At 73.4% G+C, this 16,462-nt stretch carries 15 protein-coding genes and 1 riboswitch; of the genes, 6 read left to right on the forward strand and 9 right to left on the reverse strand.

Going from position 1 to position 16,462, the window contains the following annotated elements:
- The first annotated feature begins 173 nt into the window (after window positions 1-173).
- Window positions 174-1,235 (forward strand): helix-turn-helix transcriptional regulator, encoded by a 1,062-nt coding sequence (locus ACIHFD_RS09920; RefSeq protein WP_397366424.1) that lies wholly within the window; start codon window positions 174-176, stop codon window positions 1,233-1,235.
- 21 nt (window positions 1,236-1,256) lie between these two features.
- Here ACIHFD_RS09920 and ACIHFD_RS09925 read toward each other — a convergent pair whose 3' ends face one another.
- The 4 genes from ACIHFD_RS09925 to cobF all read right to left on the reverse strand — a co-directional run bounded on the left by ACIHFD_RS09925 (window position 1,257) and on the right by cobF (window position 4,214).
- Window positions 1,257-2,099 (reverse strand): SMP-30/gluconolactonase/LRE family protein, encoded by an 843-nt coding sequence (locus ACIHFD_RS09925; protein ID WP_397366426.1) that lies wholly within the window; start codon window positions 2,097-2,099, stop codon window positions 1,257-1,259.
- 149 nt (window positions 2,100-2,248) lie between these two features.
- Window positions 2,249-2,851, reverse strand: coding sequence for a superoxide dismutase (locus tag ACIHFD_RS09930; protein WP_397366427.1), 603 nt, complete (start codon window positions 2,849-2,851; stop codon window positions 2,249-2,251).
- A 52-nt stretch (window positions 2,852-2,903) separates the two neighbouring features.
- A complete protein-coding gene (locus ACIHFD_RS09935) occupies window positions 2,904-3,338 on the reverse strand; it encodes a Fur family transcriptional regulator (RefSeq protein ID WP_397366428.1) in 435 nt (144 codons plus the stop codon).
- 126 nt (window positions 3,339-3,464) lie between these two features.
- Window positions 3,465-4,214 carry a precorrin-6A synthase (deacetylating) gene (gene cobF, locus ACIHFD_RS09940; protein ID WP_397366429.1) on the reverse strand — a complete coding sequence of 250 codons (750 nt, stop codon included), beginning with the start codon at window positions 4,212-4,214 and terminating at the stop codon, window positions 3,465-3,467.
- Window positions 4,215-4,276: 62 nt separating this feature from the next.
- Between cobF and ACIHFD_RS09945 the strand changes: the two genes are divergently transcribed.
- Genes ACIHFD_RS09945 through ACIHFD_RS09960 form a run of 4 tightly spaced genes read left to right on the forward strand, consistent with a single transcriptional unit; the run spans window position 4,277 to window position 7,411 of the window.
- A complete protein-coding gene (locus tag ACIHFD_RS09945; RefSeq protein WP_364262131.1) occupies window positions 4,277-4,663 on the forward strand; it encodes a TIGR03618 family F420-dependent PPOX class oxidoreductase in 387 nt (128 codons plus the stop codon).
- Complete coding sequence (cbiE, locus tag ACIHFD_RS09950; protein WP_397366430.1) at window positions 4,660-5,874, forward strand: precorrin-6y C5,15-methyltransferase (decarboxylating) subunit CbiE; 1,215 nt, start codon at window positions 4,660-4,662, stop codon at window positions 5,872-5,874. The genes ACIHFD_RS09945 and cbiE overlap by 4 nt, the downstream gene beginning before the upstream one ends.
- A complete protein-coding gene (gene cobM / locus ACIHFD_RS09955) occupies window positions 5,871-6,626 on the forward strand; it encodes a precorrin-4 C(11)-methyltransferase (protein ID WP_364262136.1) in 756 nt (251 codons plus the stop codon). The genes cbiE and cobM overlap by 4 nt, the downstream gene beginning before the upstream one ends.
- The gene (locus ACIHFD_RS09960) at window positions 6,611-7,411 is read left to right on the forward strand and encodes a cobalt-precorrin-6A reductase (RefSeq protein WP_397366431.1); all 801 of its coding nucleotides are present in this window, start codon (window positions 6,611-6,613) and stop codon (window positions 7,409-7,411) included. Before cobM ends, ACIHFD_RS09960 begins: the two co-directional genes overlap by 16 nt.
- On the opposite strand, the gene cobJ is transcribed toward ACIHFD_RS09960, so the two are convergent.
- The 3 genes from cobJ to ACIHFD_RS09975 are packed head-to-tail and all read right to left on the reverse strand — an operon-like array spanning window position 7,402 to window position 10,732.
- Complete coding sequence (gene cobJ, locus ACIHFD_RS09965; protein WP_397366433.1) at window positions 7,402-8,880, reverse strand: precorrin-3B C(17)-methyltransferase; 1,479 nt, start codon at window positions 8,878-8,880, stop codon at window positions 7,402-7,404. The genes ACIHFD_RS09960 and cobJ overlap by 10 nt on opposite strands.
- 5 nt (window positions 8,881-8,885) lie before the next feature.
- Window positions 8,886-9,506: a precorrin-8X methylmutase gene (locus tag ACIHFD_RS09970; RefSeq protein WP_192784805.1), complete on the reverse strand. Its 621-nt coding sequence runs from the start codon at window positions 9,504-9,506 to the stop codon at window positions 8,886-8,888.
- Window positions 9,503-10,732: a precorrin-3B synthase gene (locus tag ACIHFD_RS09975; protein ID WP_397366434.1), complete on the reverse strand. Its 1,230-nt coding sequence runs from the start codon at window positions 10,730-10,732 to the stop codon at window positions 9,503-9,505. The genes ACIHFD_RS09970 and ACIHFD_RS09975 overlap by 4 nt, the downstream gene beginning before the upstream one ends.
- A 70-nt stretch (window positions 10,733-10,802) precedes the next feature.
- Window positions 10,803-10,928: riboswitch (cobalamin riboswitch) on the forward strand.
- A gap of 53 nt (window positions 10,929-10,981) precedes the next feature.
- Here ACIHFD_RS09975 and cobN point away from each other — a divergent pair.
- Complete coding sequence (cobN, locus tag ACIHFD_RS09980) at window positions 10,982-14,581, forward strand: cobaltochelatase subunit CobN (protein ID WP_397366435.1); 3,600 nt, start codon at window positions 10,982-10,984, stop codon at window positions 14,579-14,581.
- Here cobN and ACIHFD_RS09985 read toward each other — a convergent pair.
- Together ACIHFD_RS09985 and cobO are read right to left on the reverse strand one after the other, a co-directional pair.
- Window positions 14,536-15,864 (reverse strand): cobyrinate a,c-diamide synthase, encoded by a 1,329-nt coding sequence (locus ACIHFD_RS09985; protein ID WP_397366436.1) that lies wholly within the window; start codon window positions 15,862-15,864, stop codon window positions 14,536-14,538. The two genes, cobN and ACIHFD_RS09985, sit on opposite strands and share 46 nt — an antisense overlap.
- Window positions 15,858-16,460 (reverse strand): cob(I)yrinic acid a,c-diamide adenosyltransferase, encoded by a 603-nt coding sequence (gene cobO, locus ACIHFD_RS09990; protein WP_350727425.1) that lies wholly within the window; start codon window positions 16,458-16,460, stop codon window positions 15,858-15,860. Before cobO ends, ACIHFD_RS09985 begins: the two co-directional genes overlap by 7 nt.
- Window positions 16,461-16,462 lie beyond the last annotated feature (2 nt).

Raw genomic sequence — 16,462 nt, forward strand, 5'->3', positions numbered from 1 at the left:
CCTAAAATAAATAGTCCGGCGCACGGCAAACGAGCCGCACCAATCACTTCTATAGCGACAAATTTGGCCATGTACAGCAGCTACCCAAATGCCGCCCATTAACTCAGTAAACCCCCATTGCCGCAAAATCGCAGAAAGGCCCGAAACGCAATGGTCGACACTCGCAGCATCAGGTGACGGACGGTGAGGGGCGAATCGCCCGCGAGCTGCGCGCGGCGCTCGGTCCGCCCGCCACTCCGGCCGACGTGGGCGCGGCGATCTCGCAGATCGTCGGACGCCAGGTGCCGCACGACGCGCTCCGGCTGGTCGCCCTCAACCCGGCGATCGGCATGGGCCTGGGCGCGTTCAGCTTCTGGCACGAATACCAGCCCGCGCTGATCAGTGCCCTGGTGCTCAACGGATATCTGCACGGCGACCCGTGCCCGCTGCCGGCCCTCGCCCGGCAGAGCGTGCCGGTGTGCGTCGTCGGAGCGGGCGCCGGCGACGACCGGCGCAACACTCTGATCCGGCGGGTCCTGGCCGCCCACGGAGCCGGCAGCGAACTGCGCCTGGTGATACGGGACCGCCACGGGGTCTGGGGCCTGCTCGGCCTGCTTCGCGCCGAGGGCGCCAGGCCCTTCGGCGAGCGGGACTTCCACCGGATCCAGCGACTCGCCCCTGCCCTGCCGGCGGCGTTGCGCGGGTATGTGACGGCCGGCCCGCTGACACCCACCGTCCCGGCGCTGCCGACGGGAGTCATCACGATCAGCCCTGACCACACGGTCCGCTCCATCTCGCCTCAGGCAGGGGCATGGGTGCGGCAGATGTGGCCCGCCGCCGGGAGCGGGGTGCCGGACTGGATCGCCGACGCGTTCTGGGTCGGACTGTCCCTGCACGTACGGGCGCATACTCGCGATCCGCGCGCCTGGACGCCGCTGATCTGCGCGCCGGCGGCGAATTTCGGGCGCTGGATATTGATCCATGGCCAGCCGCTGGACGAGAACGGCGACAGCGACGTGGCCGTTCTCATCCAGGCGGCAGGCGGCAAACTGCTGCTGCCGTCATTCTGCGATTGGTACGGCATCACCACCGGCGAACGCCGCGTCATCGAATACCTGTACGCCGGGGCGTCGGCGAAACAGATCGCCCGATTTCTGGACCTGTCCACCTACACCATCAACGACCACTTGAAATCGGTGTACCGCAAGACCCGGGCACAGAGCCGGGACGAACTCATCGCGGCGATCGCCGGCTGACCGCCCGTTCCGGGACGCACATCACGGCCACCCGGCTCCAGGCACCTCGACCTCGACCGTGAGCACCTGGCCGGAGCCGGGCACGACCAGGTCGGACGACGTCATGCCCTGCCACTCCGCCGCCACGACGAACAGCGTCCTCCCGTCCGGCCCGCCCAGAGCACAGGCGAAGCCGCCCCGGTCGAGCTCGACGGTCTGCAGCGCCTTGCCGCCTTCGGCCACGCGTACGCAGCGCCGATTGGGCACGTCGGCGTACCAGACCGCGTTCTCCTCGTCGACGCAGATGCCGTCCGGGGTGCCCTCGCCGAGCTCGGCCCAGACCCGGCGGCCGGACAGCGAGCCGTCCTCCGCGATGTCGAAGCCCACCAACTGGTGGCGGTAGGAGTCGGCGACGATGAGGGTGGAGTTGTCGGCGAGCACCGCCATCCCGTTCGGGAACGCGATGTCGTCGGCCACCTGCCGCACCGCCCCGTCGGGCGTGACCTGGTAGACGTAGCCGGGCTTGAACGACTCCCCCGCCATCGGGTCGAAGCCGCAGCGGTTGACGTAGGCGTTGCCGCGGCCGTCCACCACGATGTCGTTCCACCCGGTCCGGCCGAGATCCGCGTGGGTGACCGGCGACCCATCGGGCTCCAGGCGCAGCAGCCGGCCGTCGGGGGACGACACGATCAGGAGCCTGCCTTCCGGCGACCACGCGGTGCACAGCGGCAACGACGCGACGCGCGCCACGACCTCGCTGTGACCGCCCAGATCGACGGCGATGACCTCACCCGCTGACCAGTCGGAGAAGTACAACCGGTCACCGTGCCACCGCGGCGACTCCACCAGCCCTCGACCCGTCAGCAGCGTCCTTGTCCCGCTCATCCGCACCGCGTCCTTTTCGTCATGAGACGTCGTCCTGTCGTCTTCCATACGAACGGCCGCCGGTCAGATCGACAGATTGAGCGGCGCCCGCCCACCGGTCCCGCGGACCAAGCTCGGACCGGTGGGCGGGCACCGCCGGCATCGGGCCGTCAGGCGCCGCGGGCGGCGTCGTAGCGGGCGATGACGTCGTTCCAGTTGATCAGGCCCCAGAGCTTCTCGACGTAGTCCGGGCGCACGTTGCGGTACTGCAGGTAGTAGGCGTGCTCCCAGGCGTCGAAGACCAGCAGCGGGACGGTGTTCATGCCGACGTTGCCGTGGTGGTCGTAGACCTGCTCGACCACCAGGCGGCGGCCGAGCGGCTCCCAGGCCAGCACGCCCCAGCCGGAGCCCTGCACGGTGGCGGTGGCGGTGGTGAGCTGCTTCCTGAAGGCGTCGAAGGAGCCGAAGTGCTCGGTGATCGCGTCGCCCAGGTCGCCGTCGGGGCGGTCGCCGCCGTCCGGGGACAGGTTCTGCCAGAAGATCGTGTGCAGGACGTGCCCGGACAGGTTGAACGCGAACGTCTTCTCCAGCCCCACCAGGCCGCCGAACTCGCCCTTGTCGCGGGCCTCGGCCAGCCGCTCCAGGGTGTCGTTCGCGCCCTTGACGTAGGCGGCGTGGTGCTTGGCGTGGTGCAGCTCCAGGATCTCTCCGGTGATCGCGGGCTCCAGGGCCGCGTAGTCGTACGGCATGTCCGGAAGGGTGTATTCGCCCATGGGCGTCTCTCCTCAACAGAAGCTACTTGCAACTATCTTGCAAGAACAATAATCATGCAAGTAGCGCGCGTCGACATCGGCGGCAGTGGCCGCGCAGCACCTGGCCGACAGGGTCCATCGCGAAGCCGGTGCTCTCCATGACCGTCGCCTCCGCCGTGGCGAGGTGATCCGCGGGGAGCTCGACGAGTACGTCGCAGCGGCGGCAGATCAGGTGGTGGTGAGGCGTCGTCGAGAGGCCGAAGAGCGTCTCACCGGCGTGGTCGACGCTGTGCAGGACGCCGCGGGCGGTCATCACCGTCACGTTCCGGTAGACGGTGGACACGCTGATCATCTCGTACGTGGAGGTCACCAGCCGGTGCAGGCGCGGCACGCTGAGGTGGGTCGCCGCGTCGCGCAGAGCGGTCAGGATCGTCAGCCTCGGCACGGTCTTACGCAGGCCGAACCGGGTCAGCGTCTCCCCCAGGTCCGCTTCCTCGCTCCTGCCCACCCGGCCACGGTCGCGAACCCGCCTCGCCCCGATGTGCGCCCCCTCCCCGTTACGCCTCCAGATGATCAGTTTGCAGTGAATATGCTCTTGCAAACAATGGGCGATTAAGCGACCGGGGACGGACCGTCAGTGCTCCAGGCGACGCAGCAGGTACGTGTCCATGATCCAGCCCTTGCGGGCCCGCGCCTCGGCGCGCAGTTCGCGGATGCGGTCGCCGACCTCGGCCACCGGCCCGGAGACCAGGATCTCGTCGGGCGTGCCCAGGTAGGCGCCCCAGTGGATGTGGAAGTCGTCGAGCCCGGCGAACGAGCAGTGGGCGTCGAGCATGACCACCACGTCGTCGGCGGTGGGGCCGTGCTCGGCCAGGCGCCGCCCGGTGGTGAGGTGCACGGGCCGCCCGACCTGGGTGAGGCCTGTGCGGTGGCGGGCGGTGAGCGCGGCCACGCTGCTGATCCCCGGGATGACCTCGAACTCGAATGTCACGTTGCCTCGCAGGAGGATCTCCTCGACGATGGCAAGCGTGCTGTCGTACACGCCGGGGTCGCCCCACACCAGGAACGCCCCGGTCTGGCCGTCGCGCAGCTCGTCGCGGATGAGCGCCTCGCAGGCGAGCGCGCGCCGCGAGCGCCAGTCCTCCACTGCGGCGGTGTACGCCGGGGTGGTCCGGTCGCGCTCGGGATCGCGGGCCTCGGCGATCCGGTACGGCGCGCGGCCGTGCTCGGCGATGAGATCCAGCCGGAGCTGGACCAGTTCATGCTTGACCTCACCCTTGTCCACGATGAGGAACACGTCCGTGGCGCCGATGGCCTTGACCGCCTGCAGGGTGAGATGGTCGGGATCGCCGGCGCCGATACCGATGACGAGTAGCCGCTTCACCCGCAAGATTCTGCCAGAACGGCAGATATACGATATGCCTCGCAAATCACCCAAGGAGGGCCGTGAATCTCGTCGAACAGGGCGACGCCTTCGCCGCGTTCTGGCAGGAGCGGCACCTGTGCACGCTCTCCACCACGCGCCCCGACGGCCCGCCGCACGTGGTGCCGGTGGGCGCGACGCTGGACCTGGCCACCGGCATCGCCCGGGTCATCACCTCGGGCACCTCGGTCAAGGCCGGGCTCATCGGCGCCGACGGCGCGCCGGTGGCGCTCTGCCAGGTGGACGGCCGCCGCTGGTCGACGCTGGAGGGCCGGGCGGTGCTGCGTACCGAGCCTGAACAGGTGGCCGACGCCGAGCACCGCTACGCCGCCCGCTACAAGCCGCCGCGCCCCAACCCGGCGCGGGTGGTCGTGGAGATCCAGGTGACGCGCGTCCTGGGCAACGTGTGATCACGGTCGTCGGCATCGGCGCGGACGGCTGGGACGGGTTGTCCCCGGACGCGCGGCGCGTGCTGGAGGCCGCCGAGGTGCTCATGGGCGGGCGCAGGCAGCTCGACCTCGTGCCCGTCCCGACCGCCGAGCGCGTGGCCTGGCCCTCCCCGCTGCTGCCCGCGCTGCCCTCCCTCATGGAGACGTACGCCGGGCGCGAGGTGTGCGTGCTGGCCAGCGGCGATCCCCTGTTCTACGGCATCGGCGCCACGCTGGTGCGCTTGCTGGGCTCGGCGAGCATCCGCGTGGTGCCGCACGTCTCGTCGCTGTCGCTGGCGTGCGCCCGGCTCGGCTGGCCGGTGGAGCAGGTGGACGTGGTCAGCCTCGTGGGCCGCCCCCCTGCCGCGCTGAACGCCGCGATCCTGCCCGGGCGGCAGCTCCTCGTGCTCGGCGCCGGCCGCGACTCCCCGTCCCTGGTGGCCGGGCTCGCGACCGGGCTCGGGTACGGCCCCAGCCCCATGACCGTCCTGTCGGACCTGGGCGCGGGCTCGGAGAGCGTACTGACGGGGACGGCGGAGACCTGGGAATCACGGGAAGCCGCCCCCTCCGCGCTGAACGTGATCGCCCTCGAGTGCGTCCCCGCCCCCGGCGCCGAACCCCTCCCCCGCGTGCCCGGCCTGCCCGATGCCGCGTTCGAGCACGACGGGCAGCTCACCAAGCGGGAGGTCCGCGCCGTCAGCCTGTCGCGGCTCGCCCCGCTGCCCGGGGAGACGCTGTGGGACGTGGGCGCGGGCGCGGGCAGCATCGCCGTCGAGTGGATGCGCAGCCATCCGGCGTGCGCGGCCGTGGCGATCGAGAGCAGGGCCGACCGCGCCGCCGCCATCGCGCGCAACGCCGACCGGCTCGGCGTGCCGGCGCTGCGGATCGTCGAAGGCCGGGCGCCGGCCGTGCTGAAGGGCCTGCCGGCGCCGGACGCGGTGTTCGTCGGCGGCGGCCTGACCGTGCCCGGGCTGCTGGAGACCTGCTGGGCGGCGCTGCGGCCCGGCGGCAGGCTGGTGGCGAACGCCGTCACCCTGGAGTCCGAGTCCGTCATGGCCCAGTGGTACGCCCGGCTCGGCGGCGATCTGGTCCGCCTGGCCGTACAGCGGGCCTCACCCGTCGGCTCCTTCACGGGCTGGCGGGCCGCGATGCCGGTGACCGTGTGGTCGGTCACCAGGAAGGACGTGCCGTGACCGTGTACTTCATCGGGGCGGGCCCCGGCGCCGCCGATCTGATCACGCTGCGCGGCCTGCGGCGGCTGCAGTCGTCGCCGGTCTGCCTGTACGCGGGTTCGCTCGTGCCCCGCGAGCTCCTGGACGCCTGCCTCGTGGGAACCAGGCTCGTCGACACCGCGAACCTCACCCTCGACGAGATCGTGGTGGAGCTGCTGGCCGCCCACCGCGCGGGTCTGGACGTGGCGCGGCTGCACTCCGGCGACCCGTCGGTGTTCAGCGCGGTGGCCGAGCAGATGCGCAGGCTGGACGAGCTCGGCGTGCCGTACGAGGTGGTCCCGGGGGTGCCGGCGTTCGCGGCGGCGGCGGCTGCGCTGGGCAGGGAGCTGACCGTGCCCGGCGTCGGGCAGACCGTCATCCTGACCCGCACCTCGGCGCGGGCCACGCCGATGCCCGAAGGGGAGGACCTGAAGACCCTGGGCGCGAGCGGCGCCACGATCGTGCTGCACCTGGCCGTGCAGCGGATCGAGGCGGTGGTGGAGGAGCTGCTGCCCTCGTACGGGCCGGACTGCCCGGTGGCGGTGGTGGCCCGGGCCAGCAGGCCCGACGAGGTGATCCTGCGCGGCACGCTGGCGGACATCGCCGGGCAGGTCCAGGCGGCCGGGATCCGGCGTACGGCGGTGATCGTCGTCGGCCGGGTGCTGTCGGCCACGCAGTTCCCCGACAGCCACCTCTACAGCGCGGAGCGGGAACGGCCGTGCGACGGGTCCTGATCCTGGGCGGCACGGCCGAGGCCCGGGCGCTGGCCGCCGAGCTGTCCGGCGAGTTGTCCGGCGGGCTGTCCGCCGAGTTGTCCGCCGAGTTGTCCGACTGCGGCGTTCACGTGGTGTCGTCGCTGGCCGGGCGGGTGAGCAACCCGCGCTTGCCGGTCGGGGAGGTGCGCGAGGGCGGGTTCGGCGGGCCGGACGGGCTGGCCGCCTGGCTGGCGGCCGAGCGGATCGACGCCCTGGTGGACGCCACGCACCCGTTCGCCGCGCGGATGACGGCCTCGGCGGCCGAGGCGTCGGCGCGGACGGGCGTGCCGCTGCTCGTCCTGCGCCGCCCGGGCTGGCGGGAGGGACCGGGCGACACCTGGCAGCGCGTGCCCTCCCTGCACGCGGCCGCCGCACGACTGTCCGAGGCCGCCGCACGGCCGGGCGGTGGTCCGGTGCGGGTGTTCCTGACCACCGGCCGCCGGAGCCTGCCGGTCTTCACCGGTCTGGCCGGGGTGTGGCTGCTGGCCAGGTCCGTCGATCCGCCCGAACCGCCGATCCCGGACCACGTGCACGTCCTGCTGGACCGCGGGCCGTACACGGTCGAGGGTGAACGCGCCCTCATCCGCGAGCACCGGCTGGACGTGCTGGTCACCAAGGACAGCGGCGGGCCGATGACCACCGCCAAGCTCGTCGCGGCCCGCGAGCTCGGACTGCCGGTGATCATGGTGGACCGGCCGCCACTGCCCGCCGGCGTCCGGCTGGTGGAGACCGCCGCGGAGGCGGCCGCCTGGGCTCAGGGATAGCGGCGCGGCGTGTAGACGACGCCGCGCTCGGTGACCCGGGTCGTCGAGGAGCCGACGATCAGCAGGCAGCGCATGTCCACCTGCGCGGGGTCGAGCGCGCCGAGCGTGGTGACGGTGACGCTCTCCCGCTCGCCGCCGACATTACGCCCGATCACCACCGGGGTGGCGGCGTCGCGGTGCTCCAGCAGCAGGTCACGGGCGGCGGAGACCTGCCACGTACGGCTGCGCGAGGCCGGGTTGTAGATCGCCAGCACCAGGTCCGCCTTCGCGGCGGCGCTCAGCCGGCCGGCCACCACCTCCCACGGCTTGAGCAGGTCCGACAGCGACAGCACGCAGTAGTCGTGGCCCAGCGGCGCGCCGACCCGGCTGGCCACGGCCTGGGCCGCGGTCAGCCCGGGGACGATCCGCACCGGCACGTCCGGGAAGCCGGCCGCGGCCTCCAGCACGGCGCTGGCCATCGCGAACACGCCCGGGTCGCCGGAGGACACCACGGCCACCCGCGCGCCGTCGCGGGCCAGCTCCAGCGCGTGCCGGGCGCGCTCGGCCTCGACCCGGTTGTCGGTGCGGTGGCGGCGCTGGCGCGGGTTCGGGGCGACGCGGTCCACGTACGGGCCGTACCCGACGAGGTCCGTCGCCGCCGCCAGAGCTTCCTGGGCCTCGGGCGTGAGCCACGGCCGCCCGGCGGGCCCGAGGCCCACCACGACCACCTCACCCCGGGTCTCGGTCGGGGGCGGTTCGGGGACGAAGGTCCGCTCGGCGGGGCTGGCGAGCAGGGCCAGCGAGAAGTACGGCACCCCGTCGGCGTCCACGTCCTTGAGCGGCGCGACCCGTTCGGCTCCCATGGTGGCGCGCTCGACGTACCAGGCGTCGTCCAGCCGCCCGGCCTCGGCCAGCGCGTCGCGGACCTTCTCGAACGTCCGGCCCAGCTTGAGCACCGCCGCCGAGTCGGTGCCGCGGAGCCTGTCCGCCAGCACCTCGGCGGGCAGCGTGCCGGGCAGCACGGTCAGCACCTCGTCCCGCTCCACCAGCGGCCGGCCCAGCACGGCCGAGGCGGCGCTGACGGAGGTGACGCCGGGCACCACCTCGGTCGGATAGCGGTGGGCGAGCCGCTTGTGCATGTGCATGTACGAGCCGTAGAACAGCGGGTCGCCCTCGGACAGCACGACCACGGTCCGGCCCGCGTCCAGGTGGGCGGCCAGCCGCTCGGCGCAGTCGGCGTAGAAGTCGTCGAGCGCGCCCTGGTAGCCGCCGGGGTGGTCGGTGGTCTCCGTGGTCAGCGGGTAGAGCAGCAGCTCCTCGATCTGGCCTTCCTTCATGTACGGCAGCGCGATCGAGCGGGCGATGCTGCGGCCGTGCCTGGCGGCGTGGTAGGCGATCACGTCGGCCTCGCCGATCAGCCGGGCCGTCTTGACCGTGACCAGCTCGGGATCCCCAGGACCGAGCCCGACCCCGTACAGCCGTCCCGTCATCGCCATCACTCCGTCTCGTTCGCGATGGCGTTGACCGCCGCCGCCGTCATCGCACTGCCGCCGCGGCGGCCGTGCACCACCAGATATTCCAGGTCGCTGTCCGCCAGCGCCCGCTTGGACTCGGCCGCGCCGATGAACCCCACCGGGATGCCGAGCACGGCGGCGGGCCTGCCCGCGCCCTCGGCGACCAGTTCGAGCAGCCGGAACAGCGCGGTCGGCGCGTTGCCGATGGCCACCACCGCGCCGTCGAGGCGGTCGCGCCACAGCTCCAGCGCGGCGGCGCTGCGCGTGGTGCCGAGCCGTTCGGCCAGCTCCGGGACGCCGGGGTCGCCCAGCGTGCACACCACGGCGTTGTCCGCGGGCAGCCGGCGCCTGGTCACGCCGGACGCGACCATCTGCGCGTCGCACAGCACGGGCGCGCCCCTTCGCAGCGCCGCGCGCGCCCGGACGACCACGGCAGGTGACCAGTCCAGGTCGGTCACGAGGTCGGTCATGCCGCAGGCGTGGATCATCCGCACCGCCACCTGCGCGACCTCGGGCGGCATCCCGGTGAGGTCGGTCTCGGCACGGATGGTCGCGAACGAGCGCCGGTAGATCTCGGCCCCGTCTCGGAGGTAGTCGCTCACTGATGCCTTTCCTGGTATCCGTCGCCGGTGGCGACCATCTGGACGACCCGGCCGCGCGGCAGCCCGCAGCGCCGCTCGCAACCGGCCCAATGCACGGGCATCGCCGGAGGGCCGTCCAGGGTCGCCACCCAGCGCCGCGCGTCCTCCTGGACGTCGGCCAGGGACTTGGCGCAGCCCGGACGGCCGGTGCAGGCGCTCACCCCGGCCCACGGCGACGCCGGGTCCGTCACCAGCCCGGCCGCCTCCAGCATTCGCGCCGCCCGGCCGGCGGCGGCGGGCGGGAGGTCGAGGAGTACGACGGTCCGCCACGGCGTCAGCCGGACCGGCACGCCGGTGGCGTCTCCCGGGTCGGACGCACCGGTGGCGTCTCCCGGACCAGGCGCGCCGGTGGTGCCGGCCGGGCCGTTCGCCTCGGCCGCTGCGGCGATGGCGCTTGCCTGAGCGGCGGACAGCCGTCCGAGCGGCACCACGACCTCCAGCGCCACCCGCCCGTCCCGCTGCTCGACCCGCCCGGCACGCGGCGCCGACACCGCCGGCACATCCCGGACGACCGGAGCGGTGGTGGTGCGGAGGCGGGTGGCGATGCGGGCGGGGCCGTTGTCCAGCTCCGCGATCCGCCACGCGCCCCGATCCCCTTCCGGCCGTTCGTCGAGGAACGCCTCGGCGACGGCGATCATGAGTTCGGCGGCCACGTCCGCCCCCACGGCGAGCCCGGCGTCCACGCCCGCCAGCAGCAGCCGCCCGTCGAAGAACGTGACGTCGGCCTCCAGCGCGAGCATGTCACCGCTGCCCTCGTCCACCGCGAACAGGAACCGCCCCGGCAGCCCGGCCAGCCGGGGCCGCGAGCACAGCGCCCGGTCCAGCGCCGCCACCAGGGGCTGCGGGTCCAGCAGGCCGGGGCCGGTGCGACCGCCGAGCGGCGAGGCCACGATGTTGCGTACGCGCTCGTGCGCCTGCGACGGCAGCAGTCCGGCGGCGGCGATCCGCTCGGCGAAGGCGGCGGGTGAGCGCAGGCCGCGCACCTGGACGTTCGCCCGGGAGGTCAGCTCGATCACGTCCGAGCCGAGGTCGGCCGCGCAGGCGGCCAGCTCGCGCAGCCGGGCGGGTGAGATCGCGCCGCCGGGCAGGCGGACGCGGGCCAGCGGGCCGTCGGCCGCCTCGTGCACCTGTAGCGCCCCCGGACAGGCGTCGGGGCGCATACGTCCGGAAAAGTCGGCTATGGACACGATCAGGATGGTAACGCCACTTCTGGCGGGGGCCGCTCTTGTCGTAGGCTCCCTGTAGGCGATGGCTAGGGAGGAAGCCGGTGCGAATCCGGCGCGGTCCCGCCACTGTGACCGGGGAGCGAACCCCACCGCAGGCCACTGCCCGGCGACGGGTGGGAAGGCCGGGGTGAGCGCTGATCCGGGAGCCAGGAGACTCCGGCCGCCGCGACACCCGCGACCGGGGCGAGGACCCCGAGGGAGGATTGCGCCGTGCCTGGCGACAGCCGTACCGTCCTGCTGCTCTCGACCTCCGACACCGACCTGCTCAGCGCTCGCGCGAGCGGTGCCGCCTACCGGTTGGGCAACCCGGCCCGGCTGGCGGCCGAGGAACTGCCCGCCCTGCTGGAAGGCGTCGACGTAGTCGTGGTACGCCTGCTCGGCGGGCGGCGCGCCTGGGAGGAGGGCCTGGACGCACTGCTGGCCGGCCCTCTGCCGGTGGTGGTGCTGGGCGGCGAGCAGGCGCCGGACGCCGAGCTGATGGAGCTGTCCACGGTCAGCGGCGGCGTCTGCGCCGAGGCCCACGCGTACCTGGCCCACGGCGGGCCGCCGAACCTGGCCGAGCTGCACGCGTTCCTGTCGGACACGGTGCTGCTGACCGGGCACGGGTTCGCGCCGCCGGAGGCCACACCCTCCTGGGGGCTGCTGGAACGCGACGCGCGGCCAGGGCAGGGGCCGGTGATCGGGGTGCTCTACTACCGGGCGCATCACCTGGCGGGCAACACCGCGTTCGTGGAGACGCTCTGCGCGGCCGTCGAGGAGGCGGGCGGGCAGGCGCTGCCGGTGTTCTGCTCCTCGCTGCGCACCGCCGAACCCGAGCTGCACGACACGCTGCGCGCCGCCGACGCGCTGGTGGTGACCGTGCTGGCGGCGGGCGGGTCGCGCCCCGCGACAGCGGGCGCGGGCGGCGACGACGAGGCGTGGGACGTGGGCGCGCTGGCCGCCCTCGACGTGCCGATCCTGCAGGGGCTCTGCCTGACCACCGGCAGGCAGGCGTGGGAGGAGAACGACGACGGGCTGTCGCCGCTGGACGCCGCCTCGCAGGTGGCTATCCCGGAGTTCGACGGGCGGATCATCACGGTGCCGTTCTCGTTCAAGGAGATCGACCCCGAAGGGCTGACCGTCTACGTCGCCGACCCCGAGCGGGCCGCCCGGGTGGCGGGCATCGCGGTACGGCACGGGCTGCTCCGGCACACCCCGCCCGCCGAGCGCCGCCTGGTCGTGATGTTGTCGGCGTACCCGACCAAGCACTCCCGGGTGGGCAACGCGGTCGGCCTGGACACCCCGGCCAGCACGGTCAGGCTGCTGGCCAGGCTCGCCGAGGCCGGCTACGACCTCGGCGAGGGCTTCCCGGGCGTGACCGAGCAGGACGGCGACGCGCTCATCCACGCGCTGATCGCCGCCGGCGGCCAGGACCAGGACTGGCTGACCGAGGAGCACCTGGCGGGCAATCCGGTACGCATCTCCGCCGCGTCCTACGAGCGCTGGTACCGCACCCTGCCCGAGGAGCTGCGGACGGAGATGGAGCGGCGCTGGGGGCCGCCGCCGGGCGAGCTGTTCGTGCACGAGGGTGACCACGGAAAAGACATCGTCCTCGCGGCGCTGCGGGCGGGGAACCTGGTGGTGATGGTGCAGCCGCCGCGCGGCTTCGGCGAGAACCCGATCGCCATCTACCACGACCCCGACCTGCCGCCCAGCCACCACTACCTGGCCGCCTACCGCTGGCTGTCAGCCGAGTTCGGCGCGCACGCGATGGTGCACGTGGGCAAGCACGGCAACCTGGAGTGGCTGCCCGGCAAGTCGGCCGGCATGTCCGCCGCGTGCGGCACCGACGCGGCCATCGGCGACCTGCCGCTGGTCTACCCGTTCCTGGTGAACGACCCCGGAGAGGGCACGCAGGCCAAGCGGCGGGCGCACGCCGTGCTGGTGGACCACCTGGTGCCGCCGATGGCGCGGGCGGAGACGTACGGCGACATCGCCCGGCTGGAGCAGCTCCTGGACGAACACGCCACGATCGCGGCCATGGACCCGGCCAAGCTGCCCGCCATCCGGGCGCAGATCTGGACGCTCATCCAGGCCGCCCGGCTCGACCACGACCTGGGGCTGGCGGACCGGCCGCACGACAGCGAGTTCGACGACTTCATCCTGCACGTGGACGGCTGGCTGTGCGAGGTCAAGGACGCGCAGATCCGCGACGGCCTGCACGTGCTCGGGCAGGCGCCGGCCGGGCAGGTGCGCGTGGACCTGGTCCTGGCGATGCTGCGCGCCCGGCAGATGTGGTCGGGCCGCGAGACGCTGCCCGGCCTGCGCGAGGCGCTGGGCCTGGCCGAGGACGGCACGGCGGGGCTCGGCAGCGTGGACCGGGCCGAGGCGGCCGCCCGGGCGCTGGTGGAGGCCATGGAGGAACGCGGCTGGGCGACGGAGGCTGCGGCGGAGGTCACGCGCGAGCTGCCCGGCGAGCGGCGCGACCTGGTGACGCGGGTCCTCGAGTTCGCCGCCACCGAGGTGGTGCCGCGCCTGGCCCGCACCACCGACGAGCTCGACCACGTCCTGCACGCTCTGGACGGCGGCTACGTTCCCGCCGGGCCGAGCGGCTCCCCGCTGCGCGGCCTGGTCAACGTGCTGCCGACCGGCCGCAACTTCTACTCCGTCGATCCCCGCGCGGTCCCGAGCCGGCTCGCCTGGGAGACCGGCCAGGCCATGGCCGAGTCGCTGCTGGAGCGCTACCGGTCGGACACCGGCGAGTGGCCGCGTTCGGTGGGGCTGTCGGTCTGGGGCACCAGCGCCATGCGCACGGCGGGCGACGACGTGGCCGAGGTGCTGGCCCTGCTCGGCATCCGCCCCGAATGGGACGAGGCCTCACGCCGGGTCACGTCCCTGGAGCCGATCCCGCTCGCCGAGCTGGGCCGTCCCAGGATCGACGTGACGGTGCGGATCAGCGGTTTCTTCCGTGACGCGTTCCCGCACGTGGTGGCCATGCTCGACGACGCCGTACGGCTGGCCGCCGGGCTGGACGAGCCGTACGAGGACAACTACGTGCGCGCCCACGTCGCCGAGACCGGGGGCGACGAGCGCCGGGCGACCATGCGTGTCTTCGGGTCGGCGCCGGGCGCGTACGGGGCCGGGCTGCTGCCCCTGATCGACAGCCGCAACTGGCGCGACGACGCCGACCTGGCCGAGGTGTACGCGGTGTGGGGCGGCTTCGCCTACGGCCGCGACCTCGACGGCGTGGCGGCCCGCCCGCAAATGGAGGACGCCTACCGCAGGATCGCGGTGGCCGCCAAGAACGTCGACACCCGCGAGCACGACATCGCCGACTCCGACGACTACTTCCAGTACCACGGCGGGATGGTCGCCACCGTCCGCGCGCTGACCGGCAGGGCCCCGGCCGCGTACGTCGGCGACAGCACCCGCCCCGACGCCGTCCGCACCCGCACCCTGTCGGAGGAGACCTCGCGTATCTTCCGGGCCAGGGTCGTCAACCCGCGCTGGCTGGCCGCGATGCGCCGCCACGGCTACAAGGGGGCCTTCGAGCTGGCGGCCACGGTCGACTACCTGTTCGGCTACGACGCCACGACCGGGGTGGTCGCCGACTGGATGTACGACAAGCTCACCGAGACGTACGTGCTCGACCCGGAGAACCAGGCGTTCATGGCGCAGTCCAACCCCTGGGCCCTGCACGGCATCGCCGAACGCCTGCTGGAGGCCGCCGAGCGGGGCATGTGGCAGCACCCCGACCCGGAGGTCCTGCGCGGCCTGCAGGAGGTCTACCTCAAGACCGAGGGCGACCTGGAGGACGACACCAGCCGCTGAGCCGTCATCGGTTGCCCGGCCCAGTGCAGGTGCAGGTAGGACGCGGTCACCTGGGCGTCGCCGAATCCGTCGGCGCCGCTCTCAAAGCGGAACAGCGGCTCGCCTGCGTACTCGACAGCGGTGCGGTGGAATTCGTGCCCGCGGAAGCGCTCGCCCGGCTCCGTCAGCGGGGAACGCCTGAGCGCGACCGCGTCCCGGTAGCCGAGCGTCAGCCTCGGCGTCATCCGTGCCCGGCCCGGCACCCGCCCGCACATCCGCTGCCCGTCCAGCTCCTCGCACAGGTAGAGCAGCCCGGCGCACTCGGCGGCGATCGGGCCGCGGAAGGCCGCCACCTGCGCGCGCAGCGGCTCGTTGGCGGCCAGCTCGGCGGCGTACACCTCGGGGAAGCCGCCGCCGATGACGAGCGCCGCGGTCCCGTCCGGCAGCCGCTCGTCACGCAGCGGGTCGAACACCGCGACGTCCGCCCCGGCCGCCCGCAGCAGCTCGACGTGCTCGGCGTAGCCGAACGTGAACGCAGCCCCGCCCGCCACCGCCACCACCGGCCGGTCCGTCCGCTCCCCCCGCGCGGGCTCCCAGGGGACGGCGTCCAGCGGCGGGGCCGACGCCGCCAGCCGGAGCAGCGCGTCGAGGTCGCACGAGCGGGTCACCAGCGCGGCCAGCCGGTCCACCGCGGCCAGCGCCTCGGCCTCCCGTTCGGCGGCGGGAACCAGCCCCAGATGCCGCGACGGCGTGGAGACGGCGTCGTCGCGGCGGATCGCACCCAGCACCGGCATCCCCGCCGCGGCCAGCGCGGAGCGGCACAGCTCCTCGTGCCGGTCCGAGCCCACCCGGTTCAGCACCACCCCGCCCACCCGCACCCGGGGGTCGAACGTGGCGAACCCGTGCACCACCGCCGCCACCGACCTGCTCTGCCGCGCCGCGTCCACCACCAGCACCACGGGAGCGTCCAGCAGCCGGGCCACGTGGGCGGTCGAGGCGAAGTCGGTGTCCCCCTTCCCGTCGAACAGCCCCATCACGCCCTCGACCACCGCCACGTCGCATCCCGCCGCCCCGTGCCGGAACAGCGGCCGTACGCGCTCCTCACCCACCAGCCACGGATCCAGGTTGCGGCCGGGACACCCGGTGGCCAGCGCGTGATAGCCCGGGTCGATGTAGTCGGGACCCACCTTGTGCGGCGAGACGCGCAGCCCGCGCGCCCGCAGCGCCGCCATCAGCCCCGTGGCCACCGTCGTCTTGCCGCTGCCCGACGACGGCGCGGCGATGACGAGCCGGGGAACTACCACTCGATGCCCTTCTGCCCCTTCTGCCCGGCATCCATGGGGTGGCGAACCTTGCCCATCTCCGTCACCAGATCCGCCACCTCGATCAGCCGCTCGGGCGCGTCCCTGCCGGTGATCACCACGTGCTGGTTGCCGGGCCGTCCGGCGAGCGCGGCCACCACGTCGTCCAGCTCCAGCCAGCCCCACTTCAGCGGGTACGTGAACTCGTCCAGCACGTAGAACCGGTACGTCTCGGCAGCCAGATCCCGCTTGATCTGCTCCCACCCTTCGCGGGCGTCGGCCGCGTGATCCTCCTCGGCGCCCGGCCGCTGGATCCACGACCAGCCCTCGCCCATCTTGTGCCAGGTCACCGAGCCGCCCTCGCCCGTCTCCCCGAGCACCTTCAGCGCCCGCTCCTCGCCGATGCGCCACTTGGCCGACTTCACGAACTGGAACACCCCGACCGGCCACCCCTGGTTCCAGGCCCGCAACGCCATCCCGAACGCCGCGGTCGACTTGCCCTTGCCGGGACCGGTGTGCACGATCAGCAGCGGCCGGTTGCGGCGCTGCCGGGTGGTGAGGCCGTCGTCGGGCACGACGGCGGGCTTTCCCTGCGGCACGC

This window comes from Nonomuraea sp. NPDC051941, from assembly GCF_044593615.1.

Coding starts and splice junctions, on each gene's coding strand:
- ACIHFD_RS09925 (WP_397366426.1), bottom strand. CDS start 2,099: ATGAGCGGGACAAGGACGCTGCTGACGGGTCGAGGGCTGGTGGAGTCG.
- ACIHFD_RS09930 (WP_397366427.1), bottom strand. CDS start 2,851: ATGGGCGAATACACCCTTCCGGACATGCCGTACGACTACGCGGCCCTG.
- cobJ (WP_397366433.1), bottom strand. CDS start 8,880: ATGACGGGACGGCTGTACGGGGTCGGGCTCGGTCCTGGGGATCCCGAG.